Source organism: Brevibacillus nitrificans, from assembly GCF_003710965.1.
Lineage (GTDB): Bacteria > Bacillota > Bacilli > Brevibacillales > Brevibacillaceae > Brevibacillus > Brevibacillus centrosporus.
Genome location: NZ_RHHU01000028.1, coordinates 52,163 through 66,677 on the forward strand (window position 1 = coordinate 52,163; position 14,515 = coordinate 66,677).

General features: G+C 48.3%; 17 protein-coding genes. 14 read left to right on the forward strand and 3 right to left on the reverse strand.

The features are described 5' to 3' along the window. Nucleotides 1-9: 9 nt before the first annotated feature. Nucleotides 10-1,161 (reverse strand): epoxide hydrolase family protein, encoded by a 1,152-nt coding sequence (locus tag EDM59_RS30140; protein ID WP_122926960.1) that lies wholly within the window; start codon nt 1,159-1,161, stop codon nt 10-12. A 114-nt stretch (nt 1,162-1,275) separates the two neighbouring features. Continuing rightward, on the reverse strand, nt 1,276-1,665 hold the full coding sequence (locus tag EDM59_RS30145; protein ID WP_122926961.1) for a MarR family winged helix-turn-helix transcriptional regulator: 390 nt from the start codon (nt 1,663-1,665) through the stop codon (nt 1,276-1,278). A gap of 203 nt (nt 1,666-1,868) precedes the next feature. On the opposite strand from EDM59_RS30145, the gene EDM59_RS30150 reads away from it, so the two are divergent. The 8 genes from EDM59_RS30150 (at nt 1,869) to EDM59_RS30185 (ending at nt 9,446) form a co-directional block, all read left to right on the forward strand. Further along, on the forward strand, nt 1,869-2,531 hold the full coding sequence (locus tag EDM59_RS30150; RefSeq protein WP_122926962.1) for a response regulator transcription factor: 663 nt from the start codon (nt 1,869-1,871) through the stop codon (nt 2,529-2,531). Next, the gene (locus EDM59_RS30155) at nt 2,531-4,012 is read left to right on the forward strand and encodes a sensor histidine kinase (protein WP_122926963.1); all 1,482 of its coding nucleotides are present in this window, start codon (nt 2,531-2,533) and stop codon (nt 4,010-4,012) included. The genes EDM59_RS30150 and EDM59_RS30155 overlap by 1 nt, the downstream gene beginning before the upstream one ends. 70 nt (nt 4,013-4,082) lie before the next feature. Continuing rightward, nucleotides 4,083-4,634 carry a hypothetical protein gene (locus tag EDM59_RS30160; protein ID WP_122926964.1) on the forward strand — a complete coding sequence of 184 codons (552 nt, stop codon included), beginning with the start codon at nt 4,083-4,085 and terminating at the stop codon, nt 4,632-4,634. Between the two features lie 132 nt (nt 4,635-4,766). After that, the gene (locus tag EDM59_RS30165) at nt 4,767-5,645 is read left to right on the forward strand and encodes a helix-turn-helix domain-containing protein (RefSeq protein ID WP_122926965.1); all 879 of its coding nucleotides are present in this window, start codon (nt 4,767-4,769) and stop codon (nt 5,643-5,645) included. 113 nt (nt 5,646-5,758) lie between these two features. Further along, nucleotides 5,759-6,190: a nuclear transport factor 2 family protein gene (locus EDM59_RS30170; protein WP_122926966.1), complete on the forward strand. Its 432-nt coding sequence runs from the start codon at nt 5,759-5,761 to the stop codon at nt 6,188-6,190. A 141-nt stretch (nt 6,191-6,331) separates the two neighbouring features. Next, entirely contained in the window at nt 6,332-7,111 is a 780-nt protein-coding gene (locus EDM59_RS30175; protein ID WP_122926967.1) for a TrmB family transcriptional regulator, read from the forward strand. 83 nt (nt 7,112-7,194) lie between these two features. After that, the gene (locus tag EDM59_RS30180) at nt 7,195-8,637 is read left to right on the forward strand and encodes an MFS transporter (protein ID WP_122926968.1); all 1,443 of its coding nucleotides are present in this window, start codon (nt 7,195-7,197) and stop codon (nt 8,635-8,637) included. A gap of 161 nt (nt 8,638-8,798) precedes the next feature. Next, nucleotides 8,799-9,446 (forward strand): 2OG-Fe(II) oxygenase, encoded by a 648-nt coding sequence (locus EDM59_RS30185; RefSeq protein WP_122926969.1) that lies wholly within the window; start codon nt 8,799-8,801, stop codon nt 9,444-9,446. A gap of 205 nt (nt 9,447-9,651) precedes the next feature. Here EDM59_RS30185 and EDM59_RS30190 read toward each other — a convergent pair whose 3' ends face one another. Beyond that, nucleotides 9,652-10,446 carry a pirin family protein gene (locus EDM59_RS30190; protein WP_122926970.1) on the reverse strand — a complete coding sequence of 265 codons (795 nt, stop codon included), beginning with the start codon at nt 10,444-10,446 and terminating at the stop codon, nt 9,652-9,654. 265 nt (nt 10,447-10,711) lie between these two features. Between EDM59_RS30190 and EDM59_RS30195 the strand changes: the two genes are divergently transcribed. The 6 genes from EDM59_RS30195 to EDM59_RS30220 all read left to right on the forward strand — a co-directional run bounded on the left by EDM59_RS30195 (nt 10,712) and on the right by EDM59_RS30220 (nt 14,449). Next, nucleotides 10,712-11,617, forward strand: a complete 906-nt coding sequence (locus tag EDM59_RS30195) for a DUF4097 family beta strand repeat-containing protein (RefSeq protein WP_122926971.1) — start codon at nt 10,712-10,714, stop codon at nt 11,615-11,617. 184 nt (nt 11,618-11,801) lie between these two features. Continuing rightward, nucleotides 11,802-12,008 (forward strand): hypothetical protein, encoded by a 207-nt coding sequence (locus EDM59_RS30200; RefSeq protein WP_148040862.1) that lies wholly within the window; start codon nt 11,802-11,804, stop codon nt 12,006-12,008. A gap of 78 nt (nt 12,009-12,086) precedes the next feature. Further along, on the forward strand, nt 12,087-12,410 hold the full coding sequence (locus EDM59_RS30205; RefSeq protein WP_122926973.1) for an ArsR/SmtB family transcription factor: 324 nt from the start codon (nt 12,087-12,089) through the stop codon (nt 12,408-12,410). A 16-nt stretch (nt 12,411-12,426) separates the two neighbouring features. Beyond that, nucleotides 12,427-13,485, forward strand: a complete 1,059-nt coding sequence (gene arsB / locus EDM59_RS30210; RefSeq protein ID WP_122926974.1) for an ACR3 family arsenite efflux transporter — start codon at nt 12,427-12,429, stop codon at nt 13,483-13,485. Nucleotides 13,486-13,487: 2 nt separating this feature from the next. Next, nucleotides 13,488-13,913, forward strand: a complete 426-nt coding sequence (arsC, locus tag EDM59_RS30215; RefSeq protein WP_122926975.1) for an arsenate reductase (thioredoxin) — start codon at nt 13,488-13,490, stop codon at nt 13,911-13,913. Between the two features lie 77 nt (nt 13,914-13,990). After that, nucleotides 13,991-14,449, forward strand: coding sequence for a MarR family winged helix-turn-helix transcriptional regulator (locus EDM59_RS30220; protein WP_122927012.1), 459 nt, complete (start codon nt 13,991-13,993; stop codon nt 14,447-14,449). Nucleotides 14,450-14,515: the final 66 nt, after the last annotated feature.

Sequence of the window (14,515 nt, forward strand, 5' to 3'; positions counted from 1 at the left end):
TGCTTCAGTCTATTGGAAGTAGGCTGCGCGCAAATCTTCGGCGACCAACTCAGGTTCCTCCCATTCCAGAAAATGACCTCCGCAGTCAAGCTGGACCCATCGGGCGAGATTGATGCTGCGAGCTGCCCATTCGCGGGGCATTACAAACATATCGCAACCGGCCATCAGCATGCAGGTCGGAACGTTTACATCGACATGGAAGCTGTTGCTGCGCGTACACTCGGCATATAGTCGGATCGAGGAAGCGATGGTTTGAGTCACCCAGTACACTGTCAAATTTGTCAGAAGTCGATCCCGTCCATAGCGATTGACGAAATCATCGGGGCGGTCTGTCCAGGAATGAAATTTTTCTAAAATCCACGAGGCTAGGCCAGCGGGAGAGTCATTCAAGGAAACGGCTACCGTTTGCGGCTTCGTCGATTGCAGGAGCGCGTAGGCCCATTCCGATTGCATCCAGGCGGCGGAGTTGGCGATGAACTCTTTCTCAGCTGGTGTGATATCGTCAGGAACCTCTGATACGAGGAGATTGGTACCCGAGAAGTGCAGACCGATGAGCTGGTCTGGATATTTGTGGGCGAGATGCATGAGCACACCTTGACCCATGTCACTACCTCTCCCGATATAGCGCTCGTAGCCCAATACCTTCGTCATCAGGGTGGAGAAAATGTCCGCCATGTAAGCGATATCCATACCGGCTGCACTTGGCCGGCCAGAGAAGCCATAGCCAGGCAGGGAAGGGATGATGACATCAAAATCTTGATCTGCCTGTCCGCCGTGAGAGGCTGGATCAGCCAGGAGGGGGGCAATCTCCGTCATCTGGACGAAGGAGCTTGGCCAACCATGGAGCATCAGGAGAGGCTTAGCTGAAGGGCTTTTTCCGCGTACGTGAATGAAGTGAATCTCGATCCCATCAATGGTTGTCATATAGTGCGGAAGCGCGTTTAAGGCTTCCTCCTGTTTGCGCCAGTCAAAGCCATCGCTCCAATAGGAAACGAGTTCACGCAAAACGATATCGTCAGTACCATAGCTCCATCCTGTATGTTGAATTCGGTCAGGCCAACGCGTCTGTTTGAGACGAGAGGTCAAATCATCCAGAGCTTGCTGATCGATCGAGATTTGGTAGGGACGGGCAGCGGTATACGATAGAGGGCGACTCTTCATGGGTTTATTCTCCTTTTTTGAAAAGCGAAATGAAAGGCTTTTATTTGCGTGCGCACGCACATATAATATAACAAGTCACCCTTTATCCGTCAATGACCACGAAAAGCAGCACGCTCATGAAATCGTGATGGAGATGTTTTTTTTGTCCATTACATTGCGGATGATGGTGGTGATTTCCGGCAAAATCCCTTGATAATCCACTCTTCCTTGATCGGAGAGACGAACCAATGAACTTCTGCGATCCGTTTCATTTAAACGGCGTTCTACGGTTTGGCAGGTTTCCAGGCGGCTAACAAGACGGGAAACCGCGCTGTGGCTCAAATGAACCATTTTGCTCAGCTGATCGATTGTCAGTCCTTCACTCGTGTCTTCATTGAGCACAGTGATCACCATAAATTCACTTACAGTTAAATCGTAGTTAGATTTAAGAAACTTCTCCAATTGCTGATTCAGGGTAACGTACAACTGATCGAGAGCCATCCACGTTTGCAAAGCTTCTATCATGTCAAAAACCACCTTTTACGCCCAAAGATATATTGATTTTACAGTATCTCTCCCAAGCGTTCAATTTTTTAAACTATCTTCTCTCTCAATGAGCGAAAAGAGGGTTGTTTTACTGTCTATATGCCTGAAAAATTTACATTTCTTTGACAAGAAAACATGAGGCTGCTGCGATAATGAATGAAGGACAAAGGAGGGAGGAACGTATGGCATATTCCATTTTACTTGCAGAGGATGATTCCTCTATTGCTAAGCTGCTTCATATGGCGTTAACTGCTTCGGGCTATTGCTGCAGGATTGCAGAGGATGGACACAGGGCGAAGCAGCTGCTTGTAGATGGCCGTTACGATTTGGCCTTGCTTGATATCATGCTGCCAGGACTGGATGGTTATCAGCTGCTGGACATTTGCAAAGAGAACGATGTACCCGTTATTTTTGTGACCGCCAAAACGAATGTGACGGACAAAGTGCATGGGCTGCGGCTAGGGGCTGAGGATTATATTGCAAAACCGTTTGAGCTGTTGGAAGTGCTGGCAAGGGTAGAGGTTGTCCTGAGAAGGAGGACTTCGGAGACAGGAGAAAGACTGTTGGTCGCTGACGTGCAAGTAGATTGTATCGGACGTAAGGTGTACAAAATGGGAGAACTCATTACCTTGACACCGAAAGAGTATGAATTGCTTGCGTTTTTACTACAAAACCCGAATATTGCCTTTTCCCGTGAAAGCCTGCTTCGCCAAGTGTGGGGGTATGATTTCTACGGAAGTACGAGAACCGTGGATACACATATTTTGAACCTGCGGACAAAGCTTGGACTGTCCAACTACATTCAGACTGTGCATAAAGTAGGTTACCGATTGGAGCTGATGTGATGCAGCGAACTTGGGGACAAATGCCGCTTTGGATACGCGTTTACTTGCTGACATTTGGCCTTAGCACGGTGATTATTTTGTTCTTCTCCTATCCAATCATAGCGGCATCGAGTGAGCATAGCATTCAGAGAGAATATAGCCGCTCGCTTGACAGACATGTGATGTTCGCGAGTGCGATGAAAATGTACGCCGCCTCAATCGAGAAAATGGCGTTCAATCCAGGGATGCGGCAAGATTTGTTGACAAGAGCGGCGCAAAATTACGGATGGTACTATGCTGATGGCAAGAGCCACATAGCGATGACGGGTCCGGATGGGGAAGAGCTGTACAGCAGCCTCTCCCCAGAGGATGAAAAGCTTATGGATCTAAACCCGCCAAAAGACGGCAGACGAAGCTTTGTGATTCGTCAATCTGGCGAGCGCAGCGTCCTGTTTGTCTCAGGGTGGATGAGCATAGCAGGTGAGCTCTATCGCCTCGATTATGAAAACGATGTGACAGACATGATAGCTGGTCAGCGGTCTCTCACTACTCAAATCTCTCTATGGTTTTCAGCAGGAATGATTCTGCTTGGAGTCGGTTTGTATTTCCTCATCAGTCATTCCTTAAAGCCGCTCGCTCAACTGAGTGCCCAGGCAAAAGCACTTGCCAGGGGAAATTACGATCCGCGAATCGAGATGACTCGGCAGGACGAAATCGGGCAATTGGCGATGGAGTTTAATCATATGGCCGATGCTGTTCAGGCCCACATGGAGCTTCTGCGCAGAGAGGTAAAAGATCGGGAAACCTTGATTGCCAGCCTTGCCCATGAAGTGAAAACACCGCTTACGTCGATTATGGGCTACGCCAGCTTGCTGGAAAACTATGAACTGAACGAAGCTGACAAACAAAAAGCGCTGCACTTGATTCACTTAGAAAGCAAACGGCTGGATGACCTGTCAAAAAAGCTGCTGAACTTGTTTCGTCTAGGCAATGAGCGTGTTGTGTTGCGAAAAGAGCCGGTCCGCGTTTCTTTGCTTTTGGAGCACCTGGAAAGGATATCGAAGCTGTCACTTGCTCGTAAAGGGCAGTCATTGGTGAGCAAGTCAATCGTGGAGACTGTTGTGGTGGATGAGGAGCTGCTGCAGGTTTTACTGAATAATTTGGTGGAGAATGCTTCTAAAGCATCGGACTATCATGAAAGCATTCTTCTTAGCGTCTATACAGAAGGGGAGCTTGTTGTATTTTGTGTAAGGGATAGGGGCTGCGGCATTCCAGTAGAGCATCTTGGTGATGTGTTTCAACCGTTTTTCGTGTTGGATACTGCTCGGAATCGAAAGTACAGCGGTCATGGATTGGGTTTGTCCCTTTGCAAGGCAATTGCAGAAGCGCACGGCGGGAGTATTTCGATCGTCAGCCGTTGTGGGGAAGGGACAAGTGTCTATATACGAGTGCCGAATGGACAAGTTTTGCAAAACGATGACAGAAAGCAGACGGAAGGATGACATGCGGGTGATACGCTAAGGGTGTCGAACATCCGGAGGTTCGGCCTCATTTTTACAGGGAGGGAATCGTATGGAAACCAGTAAAAAAACAAGCAGGAAGTCTCGACTGATGCTCGGTCTTGCTGTAATGGGGACGCTCGCGGTAGCATCCAGCTTCTCCATAGCGACGTATGCTCAATCTGTGGTGGAGAGTAAGATGAATGTGGTCATGACAGAAGCTGCACCACCCAAAGAGCTTGATGGCAAAGAAATCGCTGCGCATGCTCCCAAACAGCAGAACCTGCAGGCGGAGTCCCAAATGGTGTTTCCATCCGCCATGTCCAAGGAACAAGCCGAGCCGTTTATCAAAGCGGCAACGGAGGCTTTCAAGTCCAGGAAGATCGAGCTGCCCCAGCATGGCTACTGGATTAGCAGCAAATACATCGACAACGAGTCAAAAGATGTGCAAATAGACTGGTACCCAAATAGCTTTGACGGCATCGGGCCGATGAACAACATGGAGGACAAGGTGTATTTCGTCTATTTCACAAAAGCCGATTTGCAAAAAGGAACGGGTGAAATACAGACTGTGCGAGTGATCGAGCAAGATGAAATGCCGGCTGCCACCAGCTCAGCGAAATAACATGCGCCTATGAAGATGGCGTCAAAGGGCCGCTTATGCGGCTCTTTTTTAGAGGGAGGCTGCTTCGTGGGAAAAAGTGGAGTATGCTAGACTAGCCGATACAAAAAACATTGAGGGAACAGGGTGAACGTAATGGATAGAACGATCAAGGAATTGGTATCTAGCGGTGCAAAGCCGATCCTTTCCAGCGACGATCTGGGATGGTCGAACATCACGCTTTCCCAATGGGAGAACATACCCCCTGCCCATATGTACGATGCTTCGCTTGCCAATAGACATGTAATTGCTATACAAGGCACACAAGAACCGATGCACCTACAGTTCTTTCATCAAGCCAATCGAACGGAAAAAAAGATGGCAGCAGGAGATATTCAGATGTTGACAGCGGGTGAGAAGTGGTCCTGCCGTTGGACTAGATCGATCTCCTTTGTAAAGCTGGAAATCGATCCGCATTTTCTCGGACAGATTGCGGAAGAGTCAGGGTTTGGGCATGTAGGCAACGGGAAGCTGGAAACAAAATCTTTGGTCAAGGACGAAAAGCTTATCGTGCTTACCCGCTGGATGATAGAGGAAGTGCGAAACGGCGGGGCCAGCGGGGAGTTGTACAGCCAATCGCTTGCGACGACAATGGCCGTCCATTTGCTAAGGAACTATACTTCACATGCCAAAAGTGCTGGGGCATCCTATCAAGCAACAAACCAGCAGGTGACGGCCGTAATCGAGTACATGCGAATGAATATGGAGAATGACATTTCCCTGAAAGAGCTTGCGCTGGTTGCGAATATCAGCCTGTCGTATCTGGTGAGGTTGTTCAAGCGGCATACGGGAGTAACACCGCATCAATATTTGATCCAATTGAGAATGGAAAGGGCGAAGCAGCTCATTCGCTGCGGGCACATGAGTTTAAAAGAGATTGCCGCCCAGATCGGACTCGCAGATCAGGCTCATTTTACCAGGCAGTTTAAAAAAGCAACGGGCGTAACCCCTTTGCAATACGCGTCTTCCCGATGAATAAAGTGTCATTTTCCACAAAAAATGGCGCATTCTGTTCAATATTTTCCGGCAAAGCTGGCGCTATACTTTGGAGGCAGGTTTGCCAGGAAATGAGAAGGAGTGGAGCATGAATGAACGCAGTGGAAATCGTGAGCGAGTTTTTTCATCGGGAAGCTAACCAGGACATCCGGGAGATGGGGAGCTTGATGAGCAGTGAAATCGTCTATGAGATGCCGTTTGGACTTCAAGCAGGTCGGATCCAGGGCAAGGAAAAGCTGCTGCAAGTGCTTGATCAGTTCATTGGAAAAGAGAATGGGATGTACTCCGTGTGGGAAATTAGCAACATCCGTGTGTACCCAGTTGACCCAGTGAGTGAAGAGACGTCCGCATTCTTTTTCGTAGAAATGGAGAGCAAGGGGATTGTGAAACAAAGCGGATTTGAGTATGTCCAATCGTATGTTAGTCTGGTGCAGGTGATCGATGGGCAAATTTCTTTGTGGAGAGAATATTTTAATCCCATCCCATTGCAGCAGGCGCTTGCCTCCATCGCTGACTATCAGTAGTCGTCAAAACCTTGGGCAGGAGCGAGGGCTCCACCCACTTTGCCATGATCATCAGCGGGGAACGGGAGTTGACTTCCACACCTGAATCGTAGTAGTATTTAAAAACACCACTATAAACGCCGCAGGAAAGGAGGGAAGTCCATGATTGATGAGCTTCGAAAAATCGGATTATCAGATCTGGAAGCAAGATGCTACCTGGTGCTTCACGAGGACCCGAAGATTTCCGGTTATGAGGTTGCCAAAAAAGTATCTGTCTCCCGTACGAATGTGTATGCGGCCTTGCGCTCATTAACGGAAAAAGGCATATGCCGGGTCATTGAAAGTGAGCCTGTTCTCTATGATGCTGTCCCGATTGAACAGCTTGTCCGTTTGCTGAAATCAGAATTTGAACAATCAACGCGTGTCCTTCAAGAACAACTGCGTGCGTCTCCTAAGACATCGCCTTCTTTTTACAGCTGGCAAGGGGACAAAGCGATCGAAACAGTCATTCGGCGATTCGTTGCAAATGCGGACAAAAGCATCGTGGTAGATATTTGGTCTGAAGACGTGCACTGGGTTGAAGAGCTTCTGTTGGAAGCGGAAAAACGCGGGGTCGCTGTTACGCTGATCTCGATTGGGGAATGCATGACGAGCTTGAAAAACGTGTTAATCCACAAAAGAAGTGAAGAATGGAGCTCCGTTCGCACGCGAAAATTTTCGATGGTATGTGACGCTCATTCTGCGTTGCTCGGCAGCTTTGGAAAAGGCCTCAAACCAACTGTGCTGGAAACGGATCATCCCTCTCTCATCGAGCTGCTGCAAAATGCGTTCTACCATGACCTCATCATGCAGCAAATGGAGCGGGACTTCGGCAAGGAGCTGAGCGAAAAGTACGGAAAAGACTATGAGAGCATTCTTCATCCGTATCAGGAATACTTGTAAAGAGTATTCCTCTATTTTTGAATACACATTAGTGGTATTTTAAAATACACCTAATATCACGAGAAAAGGAAGTGCAGGACTGTATGAACACGTTTAATCCAGAAACCGCAAAGGCAATCGACCCAAAGCGGTGGTGGGCGCTGGCTGTTTTATTGCTGGGGACTTTTATGGTGCTGTTGGATTCGTTTATTGTGAACGTAGCCATTCCAACGATTGAAGAGCAATTACATGCTAGTACCACACAAATTCAATTCATTGTTGCCTCTTATGTGCTGTCTTATGCTGTGCTGCTGATTACCGGCGCTCGTTTAGGAGACTGGCTGGGACAAAAGAAAATGTTCATCACGGGAATGATCCTATTTACTGCAGCTTCTGCCTTGTGTGGATTTTCCACGAGCGCCGGATTTCTGATTTTTTCGCGGGTCATTCAGGGGATTGGTGCCGCCATCCTGATCCCTCAAGTATTAGCTATTATTCAGGTGATCTTTCCACCAGAGGAAAAAGGGAAAGCAATCGGTTTTTATGGTGCTGTAAGCGGACTTGGATTAATCGCTGGACAAATGATCGGCGGTGCATTGCTCCATTTTGATATCGGTGGACTCGGTTGGAGTTCTGTGTTTTTTATTAACATTCCTTTTGGCATTTTGGCTGTCCTGCTCATCATTCCATTGATGAATGAAACAAAATCGGCGGGAAAGCAAAAAATGGACGCGCTAGGCATCTTTATTTTGACAGGCAGCTTACTGTTGCTTATTTATCCGTTGGTTATCGGGAGAGAGGCAGGCTGGCCGCTTTGGGTATTTCTGAGCTTTGGGGGAGCGCTCGTTGCTTTCTTCCTGTTTCTGATACACGAAAAGAGAATGGTTCAACGCGGGGAGAAGCCATTAATTCCTGCAGCCATTTTTAACGAACGTTCTTTTACCCTTGGCGTACTTACCATTTTGGCTTATCAAATTGGCAATAGCGGATTCTTTCTCGTCGTATCTATCACGCTGCAGGATGCCATGTCCCTTTCTGCCATGGATTCGGCACTGGCGTTTACTCCGATCGGGATAGGCTTTTTCATCGCATCATTAATTGGACCGAAATGGGCAAAGAAAAATGCCCATGTGCTGAAAGTAGGGGCAACTCTCTTGATCGCGGGTTATGCGTCAGTCATAGCAGCGTGTTATACCTTTGCTGTTGAACTCTACTGGCAGCAGCTCATTTTGCCATTCTTATTCATTGGCTTGGGGCAGGGGTTGGTTGGAGCTCCGTTGATGGGGACGATTATGTCAGGTGTCAGGAGAGAGTTCGTAGGGGCGGCGTCAGGCATCTTAAGCACCTTCATGCAGACAGCCAATGCCTTAGGGATCGCGGTAATCGGGACGGTATTCTTTGCGGCTCTCTCTAAGCAAACAGTGTCAGATATACAAATTCAGCTAAACGCATTCACCTTGGCTGTAGGAGGAAGTATTTTCTTAGCTGTAGTTACGCTGATTCTGGTCTTTGGCTTGCGGGCTAACAAGGCATCACGGAATAGGTAAAGAAAAATTGCAGCTCTCCCCTCAACCGAGGTGAAGTGTACCCCTTATAGTGGACATTGGAAAAATAGTTTTATAAACATTTCTATTTTTCTGAATAGGGTTGATCGTTTTATGGTATTCTATTTTCCGTAATGGATGCCATATATATGGGGTGCATAAGAATGAATGGCCATGCGACAGAAAAGGAACGGACGATATTTGATCATACGGGGAATCGGATCAAGACTGAAGATCGAGAGATTCGAATTCTTGCGAAGTATGAGGAACCGCTGGTTGTCGTATTAGGGAATGTGCTTAGCAATGACGAATGCGATGAGCTCATTGAACATTCCAGAGAACGATTGCAACGCTCGAAAACGGGTGAAGATCGTACGGTCAATACCATTCGAACGAGCAGCGGGGTGTTCTGCGAGCAGACGGAGACGATTACAAGAATCGAGAAGCGAATCTCTCAAATCATGAATATTCCGATTGAACACGGTGATGGCTTGCAAGTTCTGCGATATACCCCTGGCCAAGAATATCAGCCTCATTACGATTTCTTTGCAAAAACGAGTCGAGCTAGCAGCAATAATCGAATTAGCACGCTCGTGATGTATTTAAATGATGTAGAGGAAGGCGGAGAAACGGTATTCCCGATGCTTCATTTTTCTGTTTCGCCTGTCAAAGGAATGGCTGTGTACTTTGAATATTTTTACAGAAATGATGAATTAAACGAGTCCACATTGCATGCAGGGACACAAGTAATCAAAGGGGAAAAGTGGGTGGCAACGATGTGGATGAGAAGACAACGTTTCCGTGTCTCCTAGATGACCAGGTACGAAGGTATGCAAAGCAAATGGATAGGAAGAGCGTTAGGAATACGAGGACTTCTTCCGTGGCATCCAGAACGGCAAGTACACGATGAGATGCTACGATCGGCCAGAGCTTCGCCCCCCGCCACTACCCATACATAAGACGAGCACCCTTTTTGGGTGCCTTTTTATGTATGGGGGGTGATGGGCGGGAGACGGACTACCTCTCTTTCTCCACCTTTAACCGTATCTTCACCTCTTTATAAGAAGGATAGGGGAGCTCGCTGGGAACTTGAATAAGGATCAGACGCGTATCTCCACCGACATCTGCTTCCACTCGTAGTAGGCCAGGTGCATCGCCTTCGCAAACCACAAACTCTCGCGGCCCCGCTGATCTTGTTTCGGTAAAGGAACACCAAGTGGATGAGCCCTCGACTACGAGCCCAGCTATCGAATATCCTTCTGGCACCATCATTTCGAACGCCTGTCCGGCAGAAATCGTGACATCCCACATGTTTGCGTCTGCAACCAATTGAACGGGAGAGCTGCCACCTACCACCGATTTGATGGTGCAGCCATCTCTTTGTACCACGGGGAAGTCCTGCTCCAGATAGTCTGAATAAGCTGGGGTAGCGTAATTAGCCTCACCCAGAAACGGCTCAAACCAAATTTGAAAGCCGGAGGTCCCTTTTTCATATTTTTCGGAGTGCTGTACGCCGCTGCCGGTTTGCATGACTTGCAAGCTGCCGGCTTTGAGAGAGCGTTGCGTCCCGAGAGTATCTTGATGCTGAATATGACCTTCTAAGAGATAAGAAATGATTTCAAAACCGCGATGCGGGTGCGGCGGGAGATAGGCATCTTCCTTCGCTTGAAACCATGCCCAGTAAAAGAGTGTTCCTACACGTTCGACTGCGGAGCCTTCACCCGGAAAACCGATGGGCTTTTGCTCGACAAGTCTGCCTTCGTCAAACTGGCCAGATACTTGTTGATCGATGGGGTAAATACGGATCGACATGCGATCATCCTTTCTTGCAAGGAATCATCCTTAGTTTACCATTCTCAGTACGATATTTACCTGATCGCAAGGAAAATGTTCACGTATACCTGAGAAGGGTGTAAATCACAATCTGACTTCCTTGTCAATCAATCTCAGGGCTTACGCATGATCAGCCGGCGGCCCTTTGATATCCATTTCTTCTCAATGCTACACTTTTTCCAGAACAGTTCTCGGGAGCAAGGATCAAAATACAAAGTACCTACCTATAAGGAGTAATGAAAACATGAGTAAGAATGGTCTGATCGGTGTCGTTCTGATTGCAGTGGGCGTATGGCTGGGGGTATCCGCGCTGAGTTCAGGAAAAGTTTTCGCGTGGAATTTGCCTTTTACTGAAACGAAGGAAGTCAACCTCGAACAATCTTTTGATGCAAGCAACATAAAAGAGGTAGTCGTGGATGTTTCCAGTACGGACGTACGAGTTGTCCGGGGAAGCTCCGAGAAAATCGAAGTACGGCTTCAAGGCGAAGCAAGCCCAAAGATTGCTGATCAATATCGATTGACGGGCGAAAATAAAGGAAGCAGGCTTCAGATTGGTTTGGAAAAGCAGGAAGGGTTTCGAATGTTCCGTTACGAAAGCGTGGACTTGACCGTCGAGCTGCCAGAGAAACAATGGGATGAGTTAAAAGTAGGAGTAGGCAGTGGAGATATCACGGTAGAAGATGTGGAAGGAAAAAGCATGGATCTATCGACGAGAAGTGGCGATGTATATCTGGAAGAAAGCCATGCTTCGACGATTGTGTTGAGTACGAACTCTGGTGATATACAGGCAGAGGGCTTTCACGCAGATATGTTGAAATTTCATTCGGATAGCGGAGACGTCTCTCTCAAAGAGGGAGAAGCCGCTTTAAAAGGCGAAGCAGAATCGGGGGACATTCAGATCGAATTTGCAGAGCTTTTGCATGATGTCGACGTTTCCGCCCGTAGCGGTGATGTGAACATCAAGCTGGAGCAGGAGCCGAAATCGTTGACGGTCGATTATAGAGGTGGTTCGGGAACGGGCCATGTCCGGTGGGATGGCTTCCAGGAAACAGATCGTGCAGAGGATGGGGAAATGATAAAAGGGACGTTTGGCAGCGGTAAAACTATGCTTAAAGTTTCTACGGGCTCCGGAGACTTCACGCTCGACTAACGAGATGAGCGAAGCGGCAAACGATAGTAAGGAGAAAAGCGACATGCATGGATGTCGCTTTTTTCTCTGGCAGAAAAATAGATGAAGATGAGACGCATGAGAAATCCAGGAAATGTCCGGGAGCTGGAGATTCAGGATCTTTGTGCATGCTGACGCTCGTCCGTCGCAGGTGTGTGGAGCGGACATGGAGCAGTTTGTGCTGGAGCTGATATTGGAGGCGAAGATAACCGGACTACATACGGGGTGGAAAAACATCATGGTTCTGGCGCGAAGAAAAGGGGTGATTCTAGCGGAGAGCAGCATCCGCAAGCTGGTCGACCGTTTGCGAGAGAGGACTGGTCCATGTGCAAATCGGACGAGCAGGCTGCCAGGTGACGGCGAAGGGGTATGAGTTTATCAAAGAGTAAAGAATAAATATTGAAATAACCATATGGCTATATTAGAATTTAGGGCAGAGAGGAGGATAACGATGGAATTTAACAAACTAGCAGATGTCCTAAAGGCGCTTGGAGATCCGACACGCTTGAAAATCGTGGCTTTGCTGAACATGCGCGACTGCTGCGTATGCGAGCTGGTACCGATCTTCGGGATTTCGCAGCCGTCTATTTCCAAGCACATGAGCCGCCTGAAAAATGTGGATCTCGTTACGGAAAAGCGGAGAGGACAATGGGTATTCTACTCCTTGAACCGACAGCAGTTTGAGGACATCGGCTATTCGCTGCAGCGCTTGCCAGACTTCTCCTCTGAATTCGACGAGTTAGAAAAGCAGGGACTGCTCGTCACATGCGAATAGGAGGGGGGAGTGAGTCATGGGCAAACAGGTAGGAAGACGGTTATCGTTTCTCGACCGCTATCTGACGCTGTGGATATTCTCAGCGATGGTGGTCGGGATCGGGAGCAGCTTTCTGTTTCCAGAGCTGGTGTCTTCCTTGCAGTCTTTTCAGGTAGGGACGACATCCATCCCCATTGCCATCGGGCTTATCCTCATGATGTATCCACCTTTGGCCAAGGTACGCTATGAAGAGCTGGGGCGGGTATTTCGGGATGGTAAGATCCTGGGGCTCTCCCTGATTCAGAACTGGGTGATTGGTCCCGTTTTGATGTTTGTCTTGGCGATCGTTTTCCTCCAAGGCTACCCGGAGTACATGGTGGGACTGATCATGATCGGCTTGGCCCGCTGTATCGCGATGGTAATCGTCTGGAACGATCTGTGCAGGGGCGATACGGAATATGCGGCAGGTCTGGTTGCGTTCAACTCGATTTTCCAAGTGCTGTTTTACTCGATCTATACTTATTTTTTCATAACGGTACTGCCAGGCTGGTTCGGTTTGCAGGGGATGGTCGTGGATATTACCATCTCGGAGGTGGCGAAAAGCGTCCTGATCTACCTGGGGATTCCCTTTCTAGCCGGAATGCTGACCCGCTATTCACTCGTGAAGGCAAAAGGACGCGAGTGGTACGAAAAAGGATTCATCCCGAAAATCAGTCCCGTTACGTTGATCGCGCTGTTGTTTACGATTATCGTGATGTTTTCCTTGAAAGGCGAAGTCATCGTGGCACTGCCTCTGGATGTCGTTCGCATCGCGCTTCCTTTGCTCATCTACTTTGTGGTGATGTTTGCCATCTCGTTTTTCATGGGCAAAAAGGCAGGAGCCAGCTATCCGGTGAGCTCTACGCTGGCATTTACGGCTGCGAGCAATAACTTTGAGCTTGCGATAGCCGTTGCGGTTGGTGTTTTTGGCATTCATTCGGGAGCTGCCTTTGCTGCGGTGATTGGGCCGTTAGTTGAGGTACCCGTCATGATCGCCCTCGTGAATGTGGCGCTTTGGCTGCAAAAGAAATACTTCAACAACACAAAAGGAGCTTAAACATGGACAATAAACCTCTCGTGTATTTCCTTTGTACAGGGAACTCCTGCAGAAGCCAAATGGCAGAAGGCTTTTTGCGAGCAATGGGCAGTGAGCAATACGAGGTCAAAAGTGCAGGTTTGGAGGCGCATGGACTGAACCCTCGTGCTGTTCAGGTGATGAAGGAAGCGGGCGTAGATATTAGCGGCCACTCTTCTGAAGTCATAGATGCCGGGACTCTCCAGAGCGCGGATTATGTGATTACGCTTTGCGGACACGCGGATGAGCATTGCCCTGTAATTTCGAATCCCCATGTGGTGAAATGGCACTGGGGTTTTGATGATCCAGCTAAAGCAACTGGAACCGAAGAAGAGATCATGGCAAGCTTCCGCCGCGTCCGTGATACCATCCAAGCGCGCATCGAGGCTTTTGTAAAAGAGGGCAGATAGAAGATGGGCAGTATTTTCTCTGGCGAATAGTTGCATTTATCAATTACTGTGCTGTAAGATGGTTTCAGGTGATGAAGATGAAACCAGTAGCTACATTTGTAAATATACGAGAAACCTTTCAGGTCCTGGTGCGGCGCTTTGGCCTTTTGCAAAAGGATGGCGCCCAATGCTGCGGGATCTCGGTCGTCCATAGTCATATCCTGTATGAGCTGCAAAAAAGACCGAACATCGCCCTGAATGAACTCGCCGACCTCTTATCGATGGATACCAGTACGCTCAGCCGCCAGGTTCATCATCTCGTGGAAACGGGAATGATAAACCGATTGCCAGACCCGAAAGACAGGAGATACGTGGTGCTTTCGTTAACGGCGCAGGGAGAAGAGCAGCACGCCCAGATCGCAGCCTATATGGAAAGCTATTTTGCCAATGTATTTGAGCAAATACCGGTGGAAAAGCATGAGCAGGTATTGGAGAGCCTTCTTCTTATGAACGAAGCGATGAAGAAGAGCGCGGATTGTTGTACGCCTCCTCTATAACTCATAGAGGAGTTTCCTTAAAACCAATAGTTGCAAATGACAATTATTTAAAAAGGAGACTGATGA